The organism is Allobaculum sp. JKK-2023 (assembly GCF_034745455.1).
In the GTDB taxonomy this organism is placed as follows: domain Bacteria; phylum Bacillota_I; class Bacilli_A; order Erysipelotrichales; family Erysipelotrichaceae; genus Allobaculum.
The window spans coordinates 1,069,457-1,089,074 of record NZ_JAYERV010000003.1; the positions used below are offsets into that span (position 1 = coordinate 1,069,457).

The following is a 19,618-nucleotide window of genomic DNA, read 5'->3' on the forward strand; positions in this document are numbered from 1 at the left end:
TTGCCTTCTTCTTGAAGACAATTTCAGTCTAAGTTCAATATCCTGAAGAATAAAGGTGATTTCGGGTTCTGGAAATTTGTTCTCATTTTTCCTGCTGGCCGGTTCAAAATCATGGAATAATATTTCAGAACTGTTCAAAAAGGAGGAAGATTTCATGAACCTGCAAAAAGCACTCACCACTCGAAAGGATCTGTCTGTTTCTGAAAGGAATCTGGCCGACTACATTCTTGAGCATCGCCAGCAAGTCCTGTCTTTGTCAGTACAGGCGCTGGCCAAAGCAGCATTTGTCTCTCCTTCTACGGTTGTCCGGCTATGCCAGAAGCTGGGGCTGAATGGCTATGCCCAGTTTAAAATCCAGCTGGCTTCTGATTTGCAGAAAGGCCAGGATCTTCCCACTCTGGTCAATCCAGATTTTCCAATGGCTGAAAATGACTCTTTCTTTGAGATTTCCCGCAACCTGCTCGATCTCGAACAGCAGACTTTGCAGATGACCTATCAGTCTTTGAATGCCGCCGCCTACGAAAAAGCGGCCGGCTTACTGGAAAAAGCCGACCGAATTGCTCTGTTTGCGATTGGAGATTCCTTTCTGGATGCCCTGTCCTTTCAGAATCGAATGATGAAATTGTCTAAGTCCATTCAGTTTACTCCACTTCCAGGAGAGCAGAGTATTCTGGCCAGGACGCTCAACGAAAAGGATGCTGCAATCCTCATCAGCTACAGTGGTCTGTCTGAAAGACTTGAATCCATCTTTGCTTCCCTGCTGGAAAACAATGTAAAAATGATTGTCGTGACCTCAAACTCCAACTCCCCGTTAAGCAGTGAAGCTTCTGTGATTCTTGATTTGCCGCAGACTGAAAGTTCTGGCTTTAAACTGTCCACGTTTGCGGCTCGTTTCAGTATCCAATATGTTCTCAACCTGCTCTATCTGGTCTATTTCAATCTTCATTACGAAGAAAATACCCAGCTTCGCCTCAAATCCGAAGCCGCTTTCCAGAATTATCGCTATTAATCCATGACCAGAACGCAGTTCGCCAGCCAGACTCAAAAGAAAAACGTACAAGCCAGAAAAACTCTGAACAATACCTTGTCATCTCATCGTGCTTTTTCGATACCTGGTTTTCGGTCCGCCTCCAATCCGTTCTAAGATGTGTCTCTGGACCAAAAAATTGGTATTGTTTCTTGCGCTAGATGAACTGAGTCCAGTCAGCTTTTGAATTTCCTTTAAAGACAATTCACGATTGATATTGAAAAGCTGGTAAATTTGATTCTGCTCGCTGGTAAGGCGTGGTGTATCGTTCAGTACCGGAAGAGTAATAACTAAAGCATTAGACAAGAACTCAAACTCTGGTTTCTGACAGGCATTCGCATATGGAGCATTAATTCTCATGACTCCAGTACTTAGTCCTTCGATATAACCCAGTCTTAAAAAAATCCATCCAATAACCGGATTTCTGAATTTAGACATTGCACCTCTAAGATAGGTATCTGGCTGTACTCCCTCTACAAGTGCACCAGGAGACGAAATCGTAATTTTATCTGGATACATTTTAATTAATATAGGCGAATCAATTGCCCAATTCCGATGAACAAGCGCGTTAGCCAGAGCTTCACGATAACTTTCTTCTGGAATCATTGACTTTGTAATTCTTTTGGCTCCCTCGATCTTTTCTGGCTGATATTGTTGGCGATACGTCTCCAGCGCATTTTCCATCAGTTCAATCATGGAGATATTTTCAAGATCGCGTCGAAGCCAGATTGTATTTTCGTCTTTTCCAAATTTAACGATTCTGATTCCCGGAAAATGATTCTGATCTGAGAACAATAATCCAGCATTGTTATAACCTAATCCAGAAGTATAGAGTCCAAGGATTGCAGGAAGATCGTTGGTGGAAAGCGCATTATTCGTCTCGTTTTGAAAAGTATCAGTAAGTTTGTTAAACGTCAGTTCCTGATTGGGAGAGGACAATTTATCGTATGTCAGGTTTCGGCCTTTTAGAATCAAATCATTGAACTCGTAGTCACTTACTTCTATGGTTGACGTGTCGTTTCGGATATAAGCCTTTTTCTGATAATAATAAGGAGGTTGTGAACCAGCTTCGACTTTCAGTTCCACAAGAACTTTTCCATCTTCCTCATATTGTTCCAATAAATAGCGAGGACGAGGATGAATATTATCGTTAATCTGATTTTCCACAGATAATCGCAGCTGTTCAGGATTCTCAATCCCTATTGCTTCACCATTATCTTGAACGCCAAAAATTACCGATCCTCCATCATAATTGGCAAACGCACTAACAGTCTTTAAATAAGATTTTGTCAAGGCCTCTTTGTACTCCAATGTTCTTGATTCCGATCTTCTATTTCCTAAAACACCCATTCCATCTTCCTCCATACAGATGGTAATCTCTGTCATCTGCATCCATCATTTAGTATCAACTCTATTGGTCGATATTCTATATACCAATTTATTCTTTCATGACTATTATTGGTGATAGTTTCAATCCTTGATTTCATGCTTGTATCCCTATCCTAACATATATACTTTTAAGATAGGCTCTATCTTGATGAATCAATTGAAAAGATAGATCCTATCTTGAGTCAACAATTAAAAAGATATACCCTATCATGAAGAAAAAATTGTAAATATAGATCATTCTTGAAGAAACGATTAAAAAGATAGAGGAAAATTTAGAAGAGATTTTGGACAATATCAAAAAAAGAGTGAATGACGAATCCCTATTTAAACAATTGCGTATAGATAAATGAGTGGATGAGATTGAAGTTCACATTCTCCATTAGCAAAAAAATGGAAATGCGCTCAACATCAAGTCACACTCACATCTACGCTTAACAATACCTTGTCTAAAACTATATTGTATGGTTCCAAAAAATAACCGTGGCATTAGAAAGGAGGAAATTCACGCAATTCCCTTTCGATTAAGTTTTACTAAGCTTAGGAACAGACCGTTAATGAACTGATCATTTTTCATCAATCTACTATTGGATCACAAAGCATGCATTGATCTCAAGCAAAAAAATATAATTCTAATTATTTTTTTGATTTATTAAAAGATTGTAGCTTCATTTTAGAGAACAAAGCGCCAATAAGCAAAGAAGGCAATTTTATCGGTTGAATGATCAATTTGTTTAGGGACTGTTCCTTAAGAATAAGGGATTCCCGATTATTGCCACCTCTAAAATACTGTGATCGTTTTAGCTGTTACCATAGTGTTCTCCAGCCAAAACCATTTCGTTTTCATTGACATGCGTATTATAAGGCGTACAGTATATTAAGAAGGAGAGTGATGACGGTCAGAGAAATCTTAAAGCTTTTAGAAAGGGATGGTTGGAGAAAAGTAGACCAACAAGGATCGCACATCCAACTCAAACATCCTGTAAAAACAGGCAAAGTCACTGTTCCAAAACATTCTGGCGATTTATCTAAAGGAACAGTCAACAGCATCATGAAACAGGCTGGCTTGAAATAAAGCCGTAAAGTTTCAGCCGTCAACTCATAAAGCCAGACTATGAAAAAAGTAACTTATTTAGCTATCTTAGAACCTGGGCCATCAGGATACAGCGTTTATTTTCCTGATTTTCCAGGATGTATCAGTTTTGGAAAGACTTTTGAAAAAGCCATTGCAATGGGTCAAGAAGCTCTGACTCTTCATTACTACGGCTTAGAAAAAGACCATGATATGATTCCAGAACCATCACAATCTTTAAATCCAGAAGATCTGGTTGGGAATATTATCGCTCCGATCACAATTTATCCGGAACTTTATTCCGAAGAACGTAGAAATCGACGCGTGAAAACAAACACGACTATTCCTGCGTGGTTAAAAGAAAAAGCGGAAGAACAAGGAATCAACTTTAGTCGTGTTTTAGAAAGCGCCCTGATGGAGCGGCTGGGGTCATAAATGCATTTCAGGATGCCTGGATCTGAAAGTCCAGACATCCTGTTTTTATTTATTCTTCGACATGTTTTTCTGCGAAAACGATCTGTCCTGAATCAGAGACGTCTGGATTTTTCAGGACGATGGAATCTGAATCTCTATTTGCTGATTTTTGCAGCAGCCGGAAACCGATCCAGGATGGTATAGGTTGGTCCTTGGGAACTTAAAACAGACTGATACAGGCAAACCTGATCAACATGAAAAGTTTGTTCTGGCACTGTCAATGAATAATGATCCGGATTTTTCAGTCTTCTCGCCATCGTCACATGCGCTTTAAACCGCTGATCCAAAACAAATCCTGCTTCTTGCAAAGCTTTGCGAAGTTGGTAAACATAGTCTGTCAGAAGCTTGCAGGGATTGTTTTGAAGATCAGTAATCTGGGCGTAATAAAGATCTTTGAAGTTCCCCACGGCTGCGATCTTGAGATCCATTGCAAAAAAAGGCACTTCCTGCAAAATCTTTTTGATTACAGGCAGACTGGATTCAGGCTGTTCTCCTAAAAAGGCGGCGGTAATATGAAAGTTGACGGGTTTGGTCCACGTTCCGGTAACTCCATGATCTTTCCAGTCTGAGATCGTTTCCAGAAAACAATCGACAATCGTTTCCGGCAATTGAATTGCAATAAATAAACGCATAATTCATCCTCCTGCTTTCAGGTGAAAAACAGGATTTCTGTTTTTCGTCCTTGGCCATAGATCCTTAAAACCATCTTTATTCTAAGGATCTGATTCAGCTGTATTCTGACATGGCCGACCAGGAACTTCTCCTGCGACACTCAGACTCGTCCTTTGAATGTTTTTTTGAACACTTTCTTTGAACAACTTTTTCCAAACGCAAAAAAAAATTCACCAGAAAGCTGGCGAGGCTTTCTGGTGAGAAATAAGATCTGTCTGCCTGAAAACAGGAGGAGAACAGACAGAGAAATACGAAGGTCGAAAAGCAATCCAAAAATCTGGATCCCTTCCCTGTGAGCCAGGTTATGCTCAAAAATACAGAGAGAGGTATACAGAGATTTATACAGAAAACAGGCTTCAATCATCAAAAAAACTATATTTTCCAATCATTAATACCTGTTATTTTTTGCTTCAGTCCGGTCTTCCTTCCATCCATTGCATCTTGCCAGGACAGATTCCACTTACTGACCGGCGATTGCTCTGGCGCCTGTTTCTGGCTGATGCAAAGAAGATTCTGGAAAAATACGAACAGATTATCCTTTGACTGCTCCATTGGCTACGCCGCTGAGGATCTGCTTCTGGCAAATAATATAGAACAACAGGATCGGGATCAAAGACATGGTATAGGAGGCAAAGGCAAGGTTATAGTTGGTTCCAAATGCGGTCTGGAAGTTAAGCTGTGCAATGGGCAGGGTGTTAATGCCAGTTCCAGACATAATAACCAACGGCGTCATCACGTCGTTCCAGGTTCCTAATGCAGTCAGAATTGCAACGGTTGCGTGCATTGGTTTCATCATCGGGAAGATCACTCGCCAGAACGTCTGCCAGGTGGTCGCACCATCGACTTCACAGGCTTCTTCTAAAGCAACCGGGATATTTTTCATATAGCCAGCATAGAGCATGGTATTCATCGGCATGTAGAACACCAGGTAAAGCAGAATGACACCAAGCTGGTTGCCAAGGTGCATCTGGGCGGTTTCTTTAACCAGCGGCATCATCAGAATGGCAAATGGAACAAACATACCGGAAATCAAATACAGATAAATGAACTTGCTTGCTTTGTATTTTTGCATTGTCCGCCCCAGCACGTATCCGGCCAGAGAGTAAACCACCAGACTTAAGGCAATGGTCGTCAGAGTGATGAGCAGCGAATTTCCAAGCGAATTCCAGAAATCGGTAACCCGCATGGCTTCGGTAAAGTTGGCAAAACTCCAGGTTTTGGGCAGCGCCAGAGCTCCAGATACGTCATTGGTCATTTCACTGGGCAGTTTGAAGGCGATGACCAGCGTCATGTACAATGGGAAGAAGACAGTCAGAGTCCCCAGAACCAGAACAGTCGTCAAAACCCAATTTGTTTTCTTGTGTTCTTTATATTCCTTAGCGGGTTTGTCTTTTTTCGAGAAAAGTGTCATTAGAGCTGTTCCTCCTTCTTACTTGTGATCTGCTGCTGAACGACAGAGAACAGCACAATTACGATAAAGAAGATGACGGCATTTGCGCACTGGAAACCAAACTGTCCACCATCCAGACCATTTTTATAGATCAGAAAAGAAATGGATTCTGTCGACTGCGCCGGACCGCCACTGGTTAAGGACATGATCTGATCGAAAACCATCATGAAGTTTTTCGTGGTCAGAATCAGGTTGATGGAAACAAACGGAATGATCAGAGGCAGTGTGACCTTGAAAAATTCAGTCCATTTTCCGGCGCCATCTACGCGGCTTGCTTCATAGACATCTTCTGGAACCGTCTGTAAGCCAGAAATATAAATAATCGTCGTCATAGCCACTGCCTGCCAGACACCAACAATCAGAACACCAATCCAGGCATAAGTTGGAGAAGACAGGATTGAGTTTTTCAGCCAGCCGATATTCCACATCTCGCCAAGTGCGGGAAGGATGTAGGTAAAGATGAAGCTGAAAATATACCCAATAATCAGTCCACCCAGAATATTTGGAACAAAGTAAGCTCCACGCAGAGCGGATTTAAACCGGATTCTGGAATTCAGACCCAGAGCCATGATCAAGGAGATCACATTGACCAGAATGGTTCCGCAGATTGCATATTTGAAGGTAAACAGATAGCTGTGCAAGACCCGCTCATCCTGGAATAGATCAATATAGTTTTGCAGACCGACGGTCTGATAGGTGCCATAGCCTTTATAGTTGGTAAAGGAGTAGAAGAAACCATTGAGCATCGGCCAAGTATTGAACAGGAAAAACAGCAGGACGATGGGCACCAGAATCTTGATGTAAGTCAGTTCCTTTCTCGAAAGTTTTTTCTTTTTCATAATTTCCTCAGCAGCCGGACTAATTTCCAGCCTCTTCTTTCAGGCGGCGGATCAATTCACGGTTATACCGCTGCCAGTCTTTATCAAATTTTTGCAGGAAGGTTGTTGCTGCCTGATCCGAATCGTCGAGCAAGTAAGTCTGAATCAGGGCATCGACAGCCATTTCGCTTGGATAGTGGTGATCATGGAAGTCCGCGACATGGCCACTCTCGATGAACTCTGTCATACCACTCAGATTGGATGGAATTTCAAAATCTCCCTGTTTAGCCGACATGCCGCCCTGCTCTTCCAGATACAGATCCAGAATTTCATCTGAGTACAGGAAATTCAGCACTTCTTTGGCTGCTTCTTTGTCCGGGCAGTCTTTCATGATCGAAAATTGCAGATCCACGCCTGAATTCAAAATTCGGCCATCTGGGCTGCTGGTTCCCGGGAAAACCATGGATCCAATGTTCAGATCCGGATTGTTGGAATGAATCTGGGGAATGGCGGAGCTTCCAATAGGCCACATGGCAGCCTGCCCATTGGCAAAAGCGATTGCCGCATCATTGTAGGAATAGGCGAATGGGTTTGGTTCGCAATACTCCATCATTTCTTTCATCTTGTCAGCTACTTCACGATATTCCGTTTCAAACGTGGTTTCCCCTTTGCTGACACGACTGCAGACATCGGCATCCGCGGTTTCCACAGCTAACGCATTCCAGGGAGCCAGTGTTGTCCAGGTGTCCTTGAATCCAAAGTACAATGGGGTGATGCCTTCACTTTGAATCGTCTTGCAAAGTTCAATAAATTCATCCCAGGTTTCAGGAATCTGCCAGCCATGTTCTTCGAACATGTCGACGTTGTAAAGAATTCCGGCTGCGTTGGCGGCAAACGGCAGGGCATACGTTCCGTCTTTTTCGACCAGTTCCAGGGATTTTTCAATGTCCATATAGCCCTCTTTGGCTTTCGAAACCGCTTCGACATCCGAAATGTCTTCAAATAGATCAGCATCCAGGAAGTTGGAGTAGTTGATATCTCCTCCAATTCCGACAATGTCCGGCGCATCCTCCCGGATCAGTCTGGTTTTGAGAATGGTCATTGCCTGGTTGGGGGATGAGATGGTCAGATGAATGTCATCGTGGGTCTCATTAAAGCGATCTTCAATTTTCTGCATCGTATCAATCGCTTCCGGCTTGTAGTTCAGAATTTCTATTTCTCGTTTTCCGCTTCCTGAAGAATCTGAACAGCCGCCCATGGACAAACATACTGCTGTACCGATGGCAGCAAGCCAGGCTTTTTTCAGCTTCATATTGAGTTCTCCTTTCGTTTCTCTCTTCATGGCCAAATCGTACCATTCCCCTTAAGGCGTGAAAATGAAATAAAACAGCCATTTTTATACCAATATCGCGACTTTTTCTAATTTATGTAAAAGTAGGCGCCATTTGGGTATATTTTTGTTGAAAGGGTTTTCCTAAACAGAAAAAGAAATCGATTTTTGAACACCATCAATTCGAATCTTTTCAGGCGGCCCAAAAACAAGTCAGAATCTGGACCAAAAGATACTCAGATTCATTCAAAAATGATTCCCTGTCCTCTCAACAAGCAAAAAACTCCTGGATCAGGATAAAGCGCCTTTTTGAGAAAAAGCGAAAGAAGACTGATTCTGACAATAGTGAAAAAGAAAAGCAGATTTTGAACGATGAGATCTGCAAACTTCGAAAAAAGAAGAAAACATGCCGGGGGGAGAAAAAAATCTCATGCAGCCCGGACCAAAGGAGAAAAGAACGTGAAACCTGTCGAAGGCAACCGGAAGGAAAATGTCACCTTTACAATTTTTGAAAATTTCAACTCAGTCGATTTGACCGTCTATCAGTGCGGCAGAGAAAAATGTCTGCCGGGTCATCTGTTTGGACCCGCTTCCCGAAGGCACTATCTGTTCCACTACATTCTCAAAGGGAAAGGCTCACTGATCAGTCCCGATGTTTCAGGGATCAATCAGACCTATTCTCTTCACGCCGGGCAGGGATTTTTGTTATACCCGGATACCATAACGACCTACTATGCGGATGGTGAAGACCCCTGGGAGTACATGTGGCTGGAATTTGATGGTCTGAAAGTGACCCCTGCCCTGGAACAGACCACAATGAGACCGGCCTATCCCATTTACGAAAGCATCGATAACAGCCAGCGCGACATCATGGTCAATGAAATGCAGTTTCTGCTCGAACATGCGAAAAGCTCGCCCTATCTGATCAGTGGTCATCTGTATCTGTTTCTGGAAGCCTTTATTCAGTCAGCTCGAATTCCAGATCTGGTTGAAAGCAATTCGCTGGCGGATTATTACGTCCGGGAAACCATTTCCTTTATCGAAAACAACTATACCCGCAACATTTCCATTGAAGACATTGCGGCCTCACTGGGGATCAGCCGGAGTTATCTGACGAAAATCTTCAAACGGATCATGCGTCAGCCGCCCCAGAAATTTCTGATGGCCTACCGGATTGGCAAAGCTGCGGCCCTGCTTCGGACAACAGATCTGAAAATCAATGAAATTGCGCTTCAGGTCGGGTATGAAAACCAGATGCACTTTTCCAGAGCCTTTAAGCAAACCTATAACACCACCCCCTCAAAGTGGCGCAACCAGAACCGGCTTCATCCTGTGCAGATGGTTGTCAAAATGTAATGGAATTTTGCAGGCCACAAAACAAAAAGCGGCTGTTTGATTTTCTTTTTGGCCAATGACTGCTCGATTTTTGTGGCCTTTTGAGCGCAGATCCAGCTTTGGGGGCAGGTGGGCATTGTTTTAGTGAATCTTTGCTTCGTTTTCAGTAAACTTCGGCCCGCAAAACGCAATTTTTTTAAAAAAATTTACTTCTCCTGAAATTTTCGATTCTGGCTGAATCTAGACCAGAATCGATTTTGGTAAGAGCGTTTTTTCTGCCTGCCAAGGCTTTGAGTCTCATTGACAGAAAAAACTTTTTTGTGTAAACCTTTGGCTTGAAAAAAGAGCTGACAAAAGGAGACCATGTATGCCTATTTCAATCGACGGGAATCTCTTTTCCCTTTCCACCCAGGATACGCTCTACCAGATGCAGGTAGACGAATACGGAATTCTCAACCATCTCTGGTATGGCCCTAAAACCGGAATGAGTATGAGCTATCTCAACCAGTACCCCGAAATTTCCTTTTCTGGAAGTCTCGCCGATACTGGAACTCGCCGGGACTATTCGCTCAATGACCGCCCCCTCGAGTATGCCGAAGGAGGCATGACCGACTATCGCACCCCCGCTTTGCGCATTGTCCACCCCGATGGATCCAGTGCGCTCGATTTACGATATGCGGGGTATGAAGTCCTGAATCATAAACCAGGCATTGCTCATCTGCCGGCTTCCTTTGATCGTTCCCTTCAGACCCCAACCCTCAAAATCACCTTAAAAGATGCGCTTTATCCTATTTTCGTCCATCTGTACTACAATGCGTTTGAAAAGGAAAATGTCATTGCCCGTTCGGTTGAGATTGAAAATAACACCGACCACATTCTGAGTCTTGATAAATTCAGCTCGTTGTGTCTGGATCTGCCGGATGGCGATCTGGAAGTCCTTCATTTTCATGGCCGGCATGCAATGGAACGCCTCAAAGAGAGACTGCCATTAGGCTTTGGAACTTTTCGTTTTGAATCTCGACGCGGCAATAGCTCACACCAGCATAATCCCGCAGTCATCCTGGCTGCTCCCCATACAGACGAAAGTCATGGCGCCTGCTATGGAGCCTGCCTTTTGTATTCAGGCTGCTACCAGGTTGAGGTCCAGAAAGATCAGCTGGAACAGATCCGCCTGGTCATGGGTCTGGAAGAATCGACCTTTCACTGGAAACTGAAACCACAGGCGACCTTCCACTCTCCCGAGGCTTTATTGTCTTATTCCAATCAGGGATTTGAAAAACTTTCCCACCAGTTCCATGACATGTTCCGCGAACACGTTATCCGCTCCACATTCGTTCATCGCCCCCGTCCGGTTCTGATCAACAACTGGGAAGCCACGTACTTTGATTTCAATGGCCAGAAGTTGATTGAAATTGCCGACAGCGCAAAGGAGTGTGGAATCGATCTGTTTGTATTGGATGATGGCTGGTTTGGCAACCGGAATTCGGACACTGAAAGCCTTGGGGACTGGCATGTTAACGAAGAAAAACTCGGCATGCCGCTGGCTGATCTTTCAAAAGCCATTCATGATCGCCAGATGCAGTTTGGTCTTTGGATTGAGCCAGAAATGGTCTCGGAAGACTCTGACCTTTTCCGTACCCATCCCGAGTGGGTGCTCTGGATTCCCGGACGCTATCCTTCCCGCAGCCGCCATCAGCTGGTCCTTGATTTAGGCAATCCTGAAGTCGTTGAGTATTTGTATCAGACCTTTTCCAAATTGATCCGGGAAAATTCAGTTGACTACATCAAGTGGGATATGAATCGCTCGATCAGTGATTTTTATTCCTCTTACCTGCCAGAACAGCGTCAGGGGGAACTGGCCCATCGCTACATGCTTGGCGTGTATGAACTGGCTGACCGGCTGACCACGGAATTCCCAGAGGTTCTTTTTGAAGGCTGCGCGGGTGGCGGCGGACGCTTCGATGGGGGAATGTTGTATTACTTCCCGCAATACTGGTGCTCCGATAATACGGATGCACATTGCCGCACCCAGATTCAGTACGGAACCTCCTTCTTCTACCCCATCAGTTCCGTTGGATCGCATGTATCGGCCGTTCCCAATCATCAGACTGGCCGGGTGACTTCTCTGAAAACCCGGGGCACCGTGGCGATGGCTGGAACTTTCGGCTATGAACTCGATCTGACCCTTTTAAGTCCCGAACAGAGGGAGGAAGTGCGCCAGCAGGTTCAAACCTACAAAACCCTGCAGCCGTTGATTTTTGACGGCGACTACTATCGCTTAAGTGATCCGTTTGATCATGATCTGGCCGCCTGGTCCTTTGTTTCTAAAGACGGTTTGCAGATTCTGGTTCAGAGCGTCATTTATGAGCAAAAACCCAATGTTCGTTTTCCCAGAATCCAGCTGCGTGGTCTGAAACGGGATGTCTGGTATAAGCAGCTCGATACCGGGAATGTCTATACGGGTGCGGCTTTGATGGACGGCGGTCTGCTGCTTGATCTTCCTCAGGGAACCGACAGTTCTCAGACCCTTCAGTTTGTCCGGATGGATCAAGAAGAAACATCAGAATAAGTTCTTTTTGACAACATAAATCAGGGACTGTTTTATAGCTCAGACTTCCCTTGATCAGACTGTCGTTTGGCGACCTGTTTTATCGAGCGGACGATTATATTTTTGACTCAGCCCAAAAAGGCAGCAAGCCATGGATAACCAAATCCTGGCCTGCTGCCTTTTCAATTTCTCTTCACTTCAATTCTTTTTATTGTTTCAAATTCCTTTTACTTTAAGAAGGTTGAATACTTGTTCTTAGCTTGTTCAATCTTGAAATACAGTTATACTTTCCGACTCATAGACAGCTTCCTGCTCAATGGGCAGCTCAGAGCTAATGATGTCCCCGGCTTTCTCACTTAAAGAACCGGCCAGAAAGTTGATCATAATTTCCCCGGTGCTGACCGAAGCTTCAATAGATGGCAGATCCTTTTGGTGAGCAGGATGATAACTTCCATTGGCAATTGTCATATCGTCTTCCAGAATAATCTCCCCCATACTGGTATCCAAATCCAGGTTGTAAGAAGACTGCGATCCTGCCATGTTGAGATAGATGCTGCCCATTGAAACATTGGCCTGTAAAGCGTTCAGAACTTCTATGTTATCCCCATTCACCTCACCGGCAGACTGAGATAAATCTGCATCGTTCACAACTACTTTTTCCAGGGTTAAATTACCTGCTGAAACATCCGTCTGCAGGTTGGTGATGGTACTGTCGGTGATCTGAAGATCACCTGCTGAAACATCAACAAGCAGGAAATCTGTTTTCAGATTCTGAATGGTCACTGTGCCCATTGAATTATGGATTTCAATCGATTTCACGCTGTCCGGGATGGTGATAACCAGATCCGAGGTGTCGGAAAAAAGCGGAATGGAATGGTGATCCGTATGCTGGGAAATCGACCAGCAGTGATTGGTTACCGACTGATCCAGCTCTTTCCAGCAGGAATCCTCCATGCTGTCCATCTCAATCTGAGCTCTGGATCCACCCTGCAGGATCAGATTTCCGACAGTGATATCGATCTGGACAGTATCAATTGGTTCCTCAACGGTCATGCACTTTCCTGAATGATGGTCCTCTACGATCTCATCATGATGGGTTGCAATCTGGTTTCTGGTCTCGCTGGTCACTGCTTGTCTATCCACCAGCATGGCAACTTTCACCGGACCCATTTCGATATTGAGATTGTCGGCCCGTACCACGGCACTGCCGCCAAGTCCGTAGGCGGCAGCGCAGATCAAAGTTCCAAGGCCCACAAAGGCCAGACCTGTACGCAGGCCGTGTTTTCTTCGTTTTTCACTTTTCATAGTGGTCTCCTCATAACGGTGTTCTGTTTTTCGATCCTGTTTTCATCCAGGTCTTTAGCGGCTGCTTTTTGGAGTTTATCTTCCTGATCATGAAAGATTCTCCAGTCGGCCAGCCCTAAGCCAGTCCAAAGGTCTGGGTAAAGAACGCAAAAATCTGTTTCCAGCTGTCAATCTGCCAATGCAAAACTTTGCCAACACCCTTGCCAATAAGCAGACGCAGACCCACAAAATCCATGACACCAAGGCCGGCCGCAATCAGACTGGTTCCGGCAAGAAAAAGGGCTTCAAATGGAGCATGAAAGAGCAGCTGACTGGTCCGATAGAGATACACCGGAACGGCAACCATCACCGCAATCAACAACAGGACCATCGCCAGAATCACCATAAAGGTAAACATCACAACCATCACTGAAATCATCAAAGCCACCGCAAATAAAGCAAGAATCAATGGCAGGCAGATCACCAGCAAAACAATGCGCCAGAGACTCATCCGTGAGGATCGAACCTGACTTCTGGAATGAGATCCGATTGCGGCCGTGCTTCCATATCCCGAATATCCATTCCAGGAAGACGCTTCATGATCTTCTTCATACCCATATCCATAGGCTTTTTCATGTTCTTTTTTTGGATTTCCATCCGAATACGATACGAAGCGATCAGAGTCAGACGGATCAAAAGAAAACTCGCTCTCCTGGACGTCCTCCATGGGGATTGGTGGTATGGAAGGAAGTTCTTCTTTGATGCGGTCCGCATACTCTTTTGGACTTCCAAGCTGTTCAACCACCTGATCTTCACTACCGACACCCGCCTCTTCAAAATATTCTTCAACATACTGCAGCGCTTCCCGCTTTTCAGAAGGCGGAACGGTTTCCAGATGTTTTTCAAGTTCACTCAGATATTGTTCTTTGGTCATTCTGATAACCTCCTTTGATTCAGATCGGGATCCAGATTGACCAGATCATTGATATTTCCCGAAAATTCCTGCCACTCTTTCCGATACGTTTCCAGCATCTTCCAGCCTTCTTCCGTCAGAGCATAGTAACGACGCATCCGTCCATCCTGCGGGACATCATACGTTTTTAACAGGCCGGCTCTGGTCAGCCGGCGCAAAACTGGATACAGCGAGGACTCCGAAATTTCAAAACGCTTCTTCATCTGCTGCGTCAGTTTGTATCCATACAAATCTTCTCTGGCAGCAAGAGCCAGTACACAAAGCTCCATCAGGCTGCCGCTTATTGTCATCGCCATAGCATTACTCCTGAGATAATACTATATTTCGTATAGCATCGACACAAGATCATTTTTCCAAACAATTCCGAAGTTTTTCTTAAATGCATATTTTCTTTCTGGTTCGTTTCTATATCTTGTTTTCCCGTTCCCTGCTTTCTCTGTCCCATACCGTTACCGTATCTCTCTGATGTATCATTCAGGGCAGGAGGCAGATCAGACAGTAAAAAAGCCGGTGGTCCGGCTTCTGGTTGATCGAAACAATTGATGGATAAGGTTGATCAATGCCACTGATGAAACAGTGAAGAGGAAAATGCATTCTCTTTATCGCTGATCTTTTCTGGATAACACCATTGGCGTAACAATCCATGAAACCAGACAAAGGCCAGCCATGCAGGCAAGCTGAATCCACAACAGATCGATTCGCATGTTAAAGGCAATCGCACCCTGGGATGCCTGGACTAAAGCGGATTGTCTGGTCAGCTCCTGGTTCCAGAGAACCACACAAAACGCGCCGGGAATAAATCCGGCAAAGATTGCGGCTGGAAAGGCGTTTTTGGGCAATGCGAGCAGCAGTGGGATGCCCACACTCATGGCCGAAAGGCCAAGAATGCCGCCAAGCAGACTCGAAACAAGCAAGGCTTCTTCCTGCGCCGATCCAAAACAAAGGCAGATTAGAAATCCAAGTCCAAATCCGGCCAGACCACAGATCAGGCTGAACAGATATTTCTCCGTAATGGCCCGGCTTCTGGAAATTGGAAAGGTTGTCTGATACAGATTCCAGCCGCTCATGCGGTCGGTAATGATACTGGCTACGCCCTGCATCAGAAAAAAGATGGCAGTAAACGACAACAGGCCGACCGTGGCATTCAGATAGGCCATGGTGGCGGTGGCAATCACTAAAATCCCCAGCATCACAGGCCAGCTTTTAAATGCCAGCAGAAAATCTTTTTTCAATAGTCCCTTCATACCTGTTGTTCTCCTTTCGAAATCATCACAATGATTTCATCCAGACTGGCCGGACTGATCGCATAGTCCGGGTAGCGTTTTTTAAACTCAAAGCGATCCGCAATCAAAACTTCGGTAGATAACGGCTGTTTGCGTCTGGTCATCACCAAAGCCGGATCGATAAACTCCAGCTGTTCATTGGCAACCTGGGCAAGACCTAAGGCGTCCATCTGTTCTCTGGACAGTTCAAAGTCGATCTTTCCATCCTGAATATAGGCAATGCGATCCGCAATGCGCTCAAGATCGGAGCTGATATGACTGGTCATCAAAATTGCATGGTCTTCATTTTCCATGAACTCCTGAAGCAGGTCGAGAATTTCTTCCCGGACCACCGGATCGAGTCCGGCCGTGGCTTCATCCAGTAATAGCAGATCGGGATGGTGAGCCAGCGCACAGGCAATGCGCAGTTTGGCCTGCATTCCTTTGGACAACTGGCGCAGCGGTTGATCGACAGGGACCGAAAAGCGGTTCAGAAAATCAAAGAAATAAGCCTCTTCCCAATGCGGAAAGATCTCTTTCATGATCCCGGAAATCGTCTTGGCACTGAAAAGATCCGGAAAACAGTGACCATCGCTGACCACACCGAGTTTTTCATGAATTTTTGGATCTGTCAGCGCGTTCTGATCATAAATGGTGATCGTTCCACTGTCCAAAACATCCTGACTGAGAATACAGCGCAGTGTCGTACTCTTGCCTGATCCGTTTTCTCCAATCAGCCCGACAACCATGCCTTTGGGCACATCCAGGTTGATATCCTGTAAGGCAAAATGTTTAAAGCGTTTATTGAGGTGTTCAATTTTCAGGGCTTCCGTCATTGTTAATCCTCCTTGAAAAGCAGACTGACCAGATCCTGCAGCTGGTCTAAACTGAGACCACTTTCTTTAGCCAGTCTGATCACATCTTCGATTTTTTCTTCCAGTTCTCGCTGTCTGGCTTCCGCAATCGCCTGATGGTTGGAAGCCGAAACAATCGTTCCCCTCCCGACCACCGATTCAATCAATCCTTCATTGCGCAGATTCTCATAGGCTTTCTGAACCGTGATGACACTTACCTTTAACATCTTGGCCAGAGCCCGCATGCTTGGAATCGGTGTTCCCGCTTCCAGCTTTCCGGAAAGAATCTGACTGCGGATCTGGGTTTCGATCTGTTCATAAATCGGGGTATCTCCCTGGAAGCTCAGCGCAATCTCGATTTCCATCTTCTCATCTCCAATCAGAATCTTAATGTACATGTACAATAAGTACATTAATGACATTGAGAGAGATTTGCAAGAGGGATGGGTGAGAAATAGATGGAGTTGGCAGGATGAATAGATAGGAAGTAGATAGAATTGCAGGAGGGGTGGATGAAAAATAGATGGGACGTGGAAAGTTGGACGCTTTGTTTTTGCGATTTTCTATCCTCTTTTCTCTGATCTTTCTGGCCATACTTAAATCTTCAGCCGCTTTTCATGGACAGAGCTAAAAACCGATTTTATATTGAAACTTGATTTTCTGTCTTTCGGCCTTTTGGCCATGGAGGGTATATGTCTCAGTCTTTTTCCCTTTCCCGCTCGCAGCGTGGAATTCTGTATATGGTTCTGGCCTCGCTTTTGTTTTCAACCGGGGGGCTGGTTCTCAAATGGTGTGACTGGCCTGCTCTGGCAATCAATGGTGCCCGTTCCTTTTTCGGCGCTCTCGTCATTGGCGGGTTTATGGTCGTCACGCACCGCAAACTCGTCTTAAACGCAACGACTATTCTTGGGGCCTTTTCCTATGCGGCCATGACCACCCTGTTTGTACTGTCCAACCAGCTGACAACCGCCGGGAATGCGATTGTTCTGCAGTTTTCCTGCCCGGTATGGATTGTCCTGTTCAACCTGGTTTTGTTTCATAAAAAGCCAACCCACAAAGAGATTCTCGTGCTATTTCTGGTTGCGATCGGAATTCTGTGCTTCTTTCTGGATTCGTTAAGTGCCGGTCATATTGTCGGTGACTTATGTGCGATCATTTCCGGATTCTTCTATGCGGTTCTGTTTATGATCAATTCTCTCAAAGGCGGAGATGCTCTTTCTTCCGTACTGGTTGGTCAGATCGTCTCTTTAGTATTCCTTGGTCCGCAGGCTTTACATTGTGAGTGGACATTACCAAATACTCTTTCCATCATGTGGTTAGGGGCTTTCCAGGTTGGTGCAGCCTATCTGTTCTTTTCGTTAGGAACAGCTTTGATCTCTCCACTGCAGGCCTCTTTGATCAGTGCCTTTGAGCCGATTCTCAACCCATCGCTGGTGGCGTTAGCCGGCTATGAAAAGCTCTCCGGTCTTTCTTTAATTGGGGCAGCCATCGTGATCGGGGCTGTAGTCTGGAATTCACTTCCGAAAAAAGCCAGAACCGTCTCTTCGAGGGCTTCGTAATCCTCTTCTAGCAGTAAGAATAACGGACCAGTCATCCAGCTTCGTTCAATTCAAAAGATCCTGTAAGCAAGCATCACGCATTTGCCTGCAGGATCTTTTTTCGTTTTTTGCATAATTTATGGGTTATTTCTGTTCCAATTGGTATTGCGCTCTTTTTCAACTTTGGCACAATAAAACTAGAATTATTGCCTGTCCGACTCCACTTATAATCGACAGTTCTGGCTTAGAATCGCACTGAAAAAAAGGAGCGTGAGGTTAACACTCGGCTTTATAGTCGGATCTTTTATCGGAAAGAGCAGGCAATCCTTTGAAAGAGAGAAGATGGAGGAAAGAAAATGCGATTTGAGAATCAAGTTGTTGTAATTACTGGCGGTGCTGCTGGAATTGGAGCGTGTATGGCCAAAGCCTTTGAACAAGAAGGGGCCCATGTCTACACCATCGATCTCAATCAACCCTGCAGCTTTCAGGGAGATCTGGCAGATCCCAACACCCTGGAAGCATTTGTGAAGTTTGTTATCGATCAGGAAGGAAAAATAAATGTTCTGATCAATAACGCTCTGCCGCGCTTTGTTGGTATTCACTCAGCTGGCTATGAAGATATGATGAATGCTCTGGCGGTTGGTGCGGCTGCTCCATTCTACTTGGCGAAACTGTTTGATCCGTATTTTGAACCAGGATCTTCAATCATTAACATTTCTTCTTCACGCGATCGAATGAGCATGCCCGAATCTGAAACCTATGCTGCGACTAAAGGAGCCATTTCCAGTCTCACTCATGCTCTTGCGGTTTCTTTAGGACCAAAAGTCCGGGTTAATTCCATTTCACCGGGGTGGATTGAAACGAAAGGCAGAACGTATTCGGGCGCAGATGTAACCCAGCATCCGGCCGGCCGGGTTGGAAAACCGGAAGATATCGCAAATCTGGCTTTGTTTCTGGCCAGTGATGAGGCTGGTTTTATTACAGGTGAAAATATTGTGGTCGATGGCGGTATGACCCATCTGATGATCTACCATGATGATCAGGGCTGGAGTTATCAGGGATAAAAATCGAATATCTACAGGAATTGTTGCTCTTGCCGAAACGCTGAACGATCAGGAAGCCAGCGAAACCCTGTATATTTCACAACCCGTTCTGTCTACGCATATTCAGAGGCCGGAAAAAGGAGTTGGGGCTTTCCTTTTTGATCGAACAACCCGTAAAGTCCGACTAAGCAAAGAAGGACAACTCTTCAGAATAATCCAGACTAATGAATCACTGATGGCATGATATCGCCAGGCGCAGAGCAGTTACTGTAAACATGCTTTCGCTATAATCATCGATAGAATCGACTTCTAAAAACAAACAGACCGGTTGCTCGGTCGATGCAAGTCCCTGGAATGAAGACCTGGAAACAATTAAACAACAGCACCCGGATCCAAACGACACCTCGACGAAATAAGCAGGAAATATAGACTTATACATTCCATCCTTTACAACAACAAAAAACCCGAAGGATATTGGATTTCTCCTTTATCTTCCGGGTTTCATTTTTGGTTCTTACGCAAATAGCGTGTTTAGCTACTGTTACTATTATT

At 44.8% G+C, this 19,618-nt stretch carries 19 protein-coding genes; 8 read left to right on the forward strand and 11 right to left on the reverse strand.

Annotated elements, in window-relative coordinates; translation table 11 throughout:
• Positions 1–154: 154 nt before the first annotated feature.
• Complete coding sequence (locus tag U4956_RS04290; protein WP_323089263.1) at positions 155–1,009, forward strand: MurR/RpiR family transcriptional regulator; 855 nt, start codon at positions 155–157, stop codon at positions 1,007–1,009.
• A 78-nt stretch (positions 1,010–1,087) separates the two neighbouring features.
• Here the strand turns inward: U4956_RS04290 and U4956_RS04295 are convergent, their stop codons facing one another.
• Positions 1,088–2,413 (reverse strand): RNA-binding domain-containing protein, encoded by a 1,326-nt coding sequence (locus U4956_RS04295; RefSeq protein WP_323089265.1) that lies wholly within the window; start codon positions 2,411–2,413, stop codon positions 1,088–1,090.
• A gap of 892 nt (positions 2,414–3,305) precedes the next feature.
• On the opposite strand from U4956_RS04295, the gene U4956_RS04300 reads away from it, so the two are divergent.
• Both U4956_RS04300 and U4956_RS04305 read left to right on the forward strand, forming a co-directional pair.
• Positions 3,306–3,488, forward strand: coding sequence for a type II toxin-antitoxin system HicA family toxin (locus tag U4956_RS04300; RefSeq protein ID WP_323089266.1), 183 nt, complete (start codon positions 3,306–3,308; stop codon positions 3,486–3,488).
• A 39-nt stretch (positions 3,489–3,527) separates the two neighbouring features.
• Positions 3,528–3,920, forward strand: a complete 393-nt coding sequence (locus tag U4956_RS04305; RefSeq protein ID WP_323089267.1) for a type II toxin-antitoxin system HicB family antitoxin — start codon at positions 3,528–3,530, stop codon at positions 3,918–3,920.
• Positions 3,921–4,054: 134 nt separating this feature from the next.
• On the opposite strand, the gene thpR is transcribed toward U4956_RS04305, so the two are convergent.
• From thpR to U4956_RS04325, 4 genes are all read right to left on the reverse strand, one after another.
• Positions 4,055–4,591: an RNA 2',3'-cyclic phosphodiesterase gene (thpR, locus tag U4956_RS04310; protein ID WP_323089268.1), complete on the reverse strand. Its 537-nt coding sequence runs from the start codon at positions 4,589–4,591 to the stop codon at positions 4,055–4,057.
• Positions 4,592–5,163: 572 nt separating this feature from the next.
• Positions 5,164–6,042 carry a carbohydrate ABC transporter permease gene (locus U4956_RS04315; protein WP_323089270.1) on the reverse strand — a complete coding sequence of 293 codons (879 nt, stop codon included), beginning with the start codon at positions 6,040–6,042 and terminating at the stop codon, positions 5,164–5,166.
• Positions 6,042–6,920 carry a sugar ABC transporter permease gene (locus tag U4956_RS04320; RefSeq protein WP_323089272.1) on the reverse strand — a complete coding sequence of 293 codons (879 nt, stop codon included), beginning with the start codon at positions 6,918–6,920 and terminating at the stop codon, positions 6,042–6,044. Before U4956_RS04320 ends, U4956_RS04315 begins: the two co-directional genes overlap by 1 nt.
• 19 nt (positions 6,921–6,939) lie before the next feature.
• The gene (locus U4956_RS04325) at positions 6,940–8,211 is read right to left on the reverse strand and encodes an ABC transporter substrate-binding protein (protein ID WP_323089273.1); all 1,272 of its coding nucleotides are present in this window, start codon (positions 8,209–8,211) and stop codon (positions 6,940–6,942) included.
• 477 nt (positions 8,212–8,688) lie between these two features.
• Here U4956_RS04325 and U4956_RS04330 point away from each other — a divergent pair, with 477 nt between their 5' ends.
• Together U4956_RS04330 and U4956_RS04335 are read left to right on the forward strand one after the other, a co-directional pair.
• The gene (locus tag U4956_RS04330) at positions 8,689–9,585 is read left to right on the forward strand and encodes an AraC family transcriptional regulator (protein WP_323089274.1); all 897 of its coding nucleotides are present in this window, start codon (positions 8,689–8,691) and stop codon (positions 9,583–9,585) included.
• Positions 9,586–9,931: 346 nt separating this feature from the next.
• A complete protein-coding gene (locus U4956_RS04335; protein WP_323089276.1) occupies positions 9,932–12,133 on the forward strand; it encodes an alpha-galactosidase in 2,202 nt (733 codons plus the stop codon).
• Between the two features lie 243 nt (positions 12,134–12,376).
• Here U4956_RS04335 and U4956_RS04340 read toward each other — a convergent pair whose 3' ends face one another.
• The 6 genes from U4956_RS04340 to U4956_RS04365 form a co-directional block, all read right to left on the reverse strand.
• On the reverse strand, positions 12,377–13,417 hold the full coding sequence (locus tag U4956_RS04340; protein ID WP_323089278.1) for a DUF4097 family beta strand repeat-containing protein: 1,041 nt from the start codon (positions 13,415–13,417) through the stop codon (positions 12,377–12,379).
• Between the two features lie 115 nt (positions 13,418–13,532).
• Entirely contained in the window at positions 13,533–14,330 is a 798-nt protein-coding gene (locus tag U4956_RS04345) for a DUF1700 domain-containing protein (protein WP_323089280.1), read from the reverse strand.
• Positions 14,327–14,665, reverse strand: a complete 339-nt coding sequence (locus U4956_RS04350; RefSeq protein WP_323089281.1) for a PadR family transcriptional regulator — start codon at positions 14,663–14,665, stop codon at positions 14,327–14,329. Before U4956_RS04350 ends, U4956_RS04345 begins: the two co-directional genes overlap by 4 nt.
• A 303-nt stretch (positions 14,666–14,968) precedes the next feature.
• On the reverse strand, positions 14,969–15,613 hold the full coding sequence (locus U4956_RS04355; protein WP_323089282.1) for an ABC-2 transporter permease: 645 nt from the start codon (positions 15,611–15,613) through the stop codon (positions 14,969–14,971).
• Positions 15,610–16,467: an ABC transporter ATP-binding protein gene (locus U4956_RS04360; protein WP_323089283.1), complete on the reverse strand. Its 858-nt coding sequence runs from the start codon at positions 16,465–16,467 to the stop codon at positions 15,610–15,612. Before U4956_RS04360 ends, U4956_RS04355 begins: the two co-directional genes overlap by 4 nt.
• 2 nt (positions 16,468–16,469) lie before the next feature.
• The gene (locus U4956_RS04365; RefSeq protein WP_323089284.1) at positions 16,470–16,850 is read right to left on the reverse strand and encodes a GntR family transcriptional regulator; all 381 of its coding nucleotides are present in this window, start codon (positions 16,848–16,850) and stop codon (positions 16,470–16,472) included.
• A gap of 327 nt (positions 16,851–17,177) precedes the next feature.
• On the opposite strand from U4956_RS04365, the gene U4956_RS04370 reads away from it, so the two are divergent.
• From U4956_RS04370 to U4956_RS14390, 3 genes are all read left to right on the forward strand, one after another.
• Complete coding sequence (locus U4956_RS04370; protein ID WP_323089287.1) at positions 17,178–18,044, forward strand: DMT family transporter; 867 nt, start codon at positions 17,178–17,180, stop codon at positions 18,042–18,044.
• Positions 18,045–18,379: 335 nt separating this feature from the next.
• Positions 18,380–19,087, forward strand: coding sequence for an SDR family oxidoreductase (locus U4956_RS04375; protein ID WP_323089289.1), 708 nt, complete (start codon positions 18,380–18,382; stop codon positions 19,085–19,087).
• Positions 19,059–19,310, forward strand: a complete 252-nt coding sequence (locus tag U4956_RS14390) for a helix-turn-helix domain-containing protein (RefSeq protein WP_416347418.1) — start codon at positions 19,059–19,061, stop codon at positions 19,308–19,310. Before U4956_RS04375 ends, U4956_RS14390 begins: the two co-directional genes overlap by 29 nt.
• Positions 19,311–19,618 lie beyond the last annotated feature (308 nt).

What these genes read in the sequence shown, in the direction of transcription:
- U4956_RS04315 (WP_323089270.1), bottom strand. Translation starts at nt 6,042, where the DNA reads ATGACACTTTTCTCGAAAAAAGACAAACCCGCTAAGGAATATAAAGAA.
- U4956_RS04375 (WP_323089289.1), top strand. Translation starts at nt 18,380, where the DNA reads ATGCGATTTGAGAATCAAGTTGTTGTAATTACTGGCGGTGCTGCTGGA.
- U4956_RS04355 (WP_323089282.1), bottom strand. Translation starts at nt 15,613, where the DNA reads ATGAAGGGACTATTGAAAAAAGATTTTCTGCTGGCATTTAAAAGCTGG.
- U4956_RS04290 (WP_323089263.1), top strand. Translation starts at nt 155, where the DNA reads ATGAACCTGCAAAAAGCACTCACCACTCGAAAGGATCTGTCTGTTTCT.
- U4956_RS04305 (WP_323089267.1), top strand. Translation starts at nt 3,528, where the DNA reads ATGAAAAAAGTAACTTATTTAGCTATCTTAGAACCTGGGCCATCAGGA.
- U4956_RS04360 (WP_323089283.1), bottom strand. Translation starts at nt 16,467, where the DNA reads ATGACGGAAGCCCTGAAAATTGAACACCTCAATAAACGCTTTAAACAT.
- U4956_RS04340 (WP_323089278.1), bottom strand. Translation starts at nt 13,417, where the DNA reads ATGAAAAGTGAAAAACGAAGAAAACACGGCCTGCGTACAGGTCTGGCC.
- U4956_RS04365 (WP_323089284.1), bottom strand. Translation starts at nt 16,850, where the DNA reads ATGGAAATCGAGATTGCGCTGAGCTTCCAGGGAGATACCCCGATTTAT.
- U4956_RS04295 (WP_323089265.1), bottom strand. Translation starts at nt 2,413, where the DNA reads ATGACAGAGATTACCATCTGTATGGAGGAAGATGGAATGGGTGTTTTA.
- U4956_RS14390 (WP_416347418.1), top strand. Translation starts at nt 19,059, where the DNA reads ATGATCAGGGCTGGAGTTATCAGGGATAAAAATCGAATATCTACAGGA.
- U4956_RS04350 (WP_323089281.1), bottom strand. Translation starts at nt 14,665, where the DNA reads ATGGCGATGACAATAAGCGGCAGCCTGATGGAGCTTTGTGTACTGGCT.
- U4956_RS04345 (WP_323089280.1), bottom strand. Translation starts at nt 14,330, where the DNA reads ATGACCAAAGAACAATATCTGAGTGAACTTGAAAAACATCTGGAAACC.
- U4956_RS04325 (WP_323089273.1), bottom strand. Translation starts at nt 8,211, where the DNA reads ATGAAGCTGAAAAAAGCCTGGCTTGCTGCCATCGGTACAGCAGTATGT.
- U4956_RS04320 (WP_323089272.1), bottom strand. Translation starts at nt 6,920, where the DNA reads ATGAAAAAGAAAAAACTTTCGAGAAAGGAACTGACTTACATCAAGATT.
- thpR (WP_323089268.1), bottom strand. Translation starts at nt 4,591, where the DNA reads ATGCGTTTATTTATTGCAATTCAATTGCCGGAAACGATTGTCGATTGT.
- U4956_RS04370 (WP_323089287.1), top strand. Translation starts at nt 17,178, where the DNA reads ATGTCTCAGTCTTTTTCCCTTTCCCGCTCGCAGCGTGGAATTCTGTAT.
- U4956_RS04335 (WP_323089276.1), top strand. Translation starts at nt 9,932, where the DNA reads ATGCCTATTTCAATCGACGGGAATCTCTTTTCCCTTTCCACCCAGGAT.
- U4956_RS04300 (WP_323089266.1), top strand. Translation starts at nt 3,306, where the DNA reads ATGACGGTCAGAGAAATCTTAAAGCTTTTAGAAAGGGATGGTTGGAGA.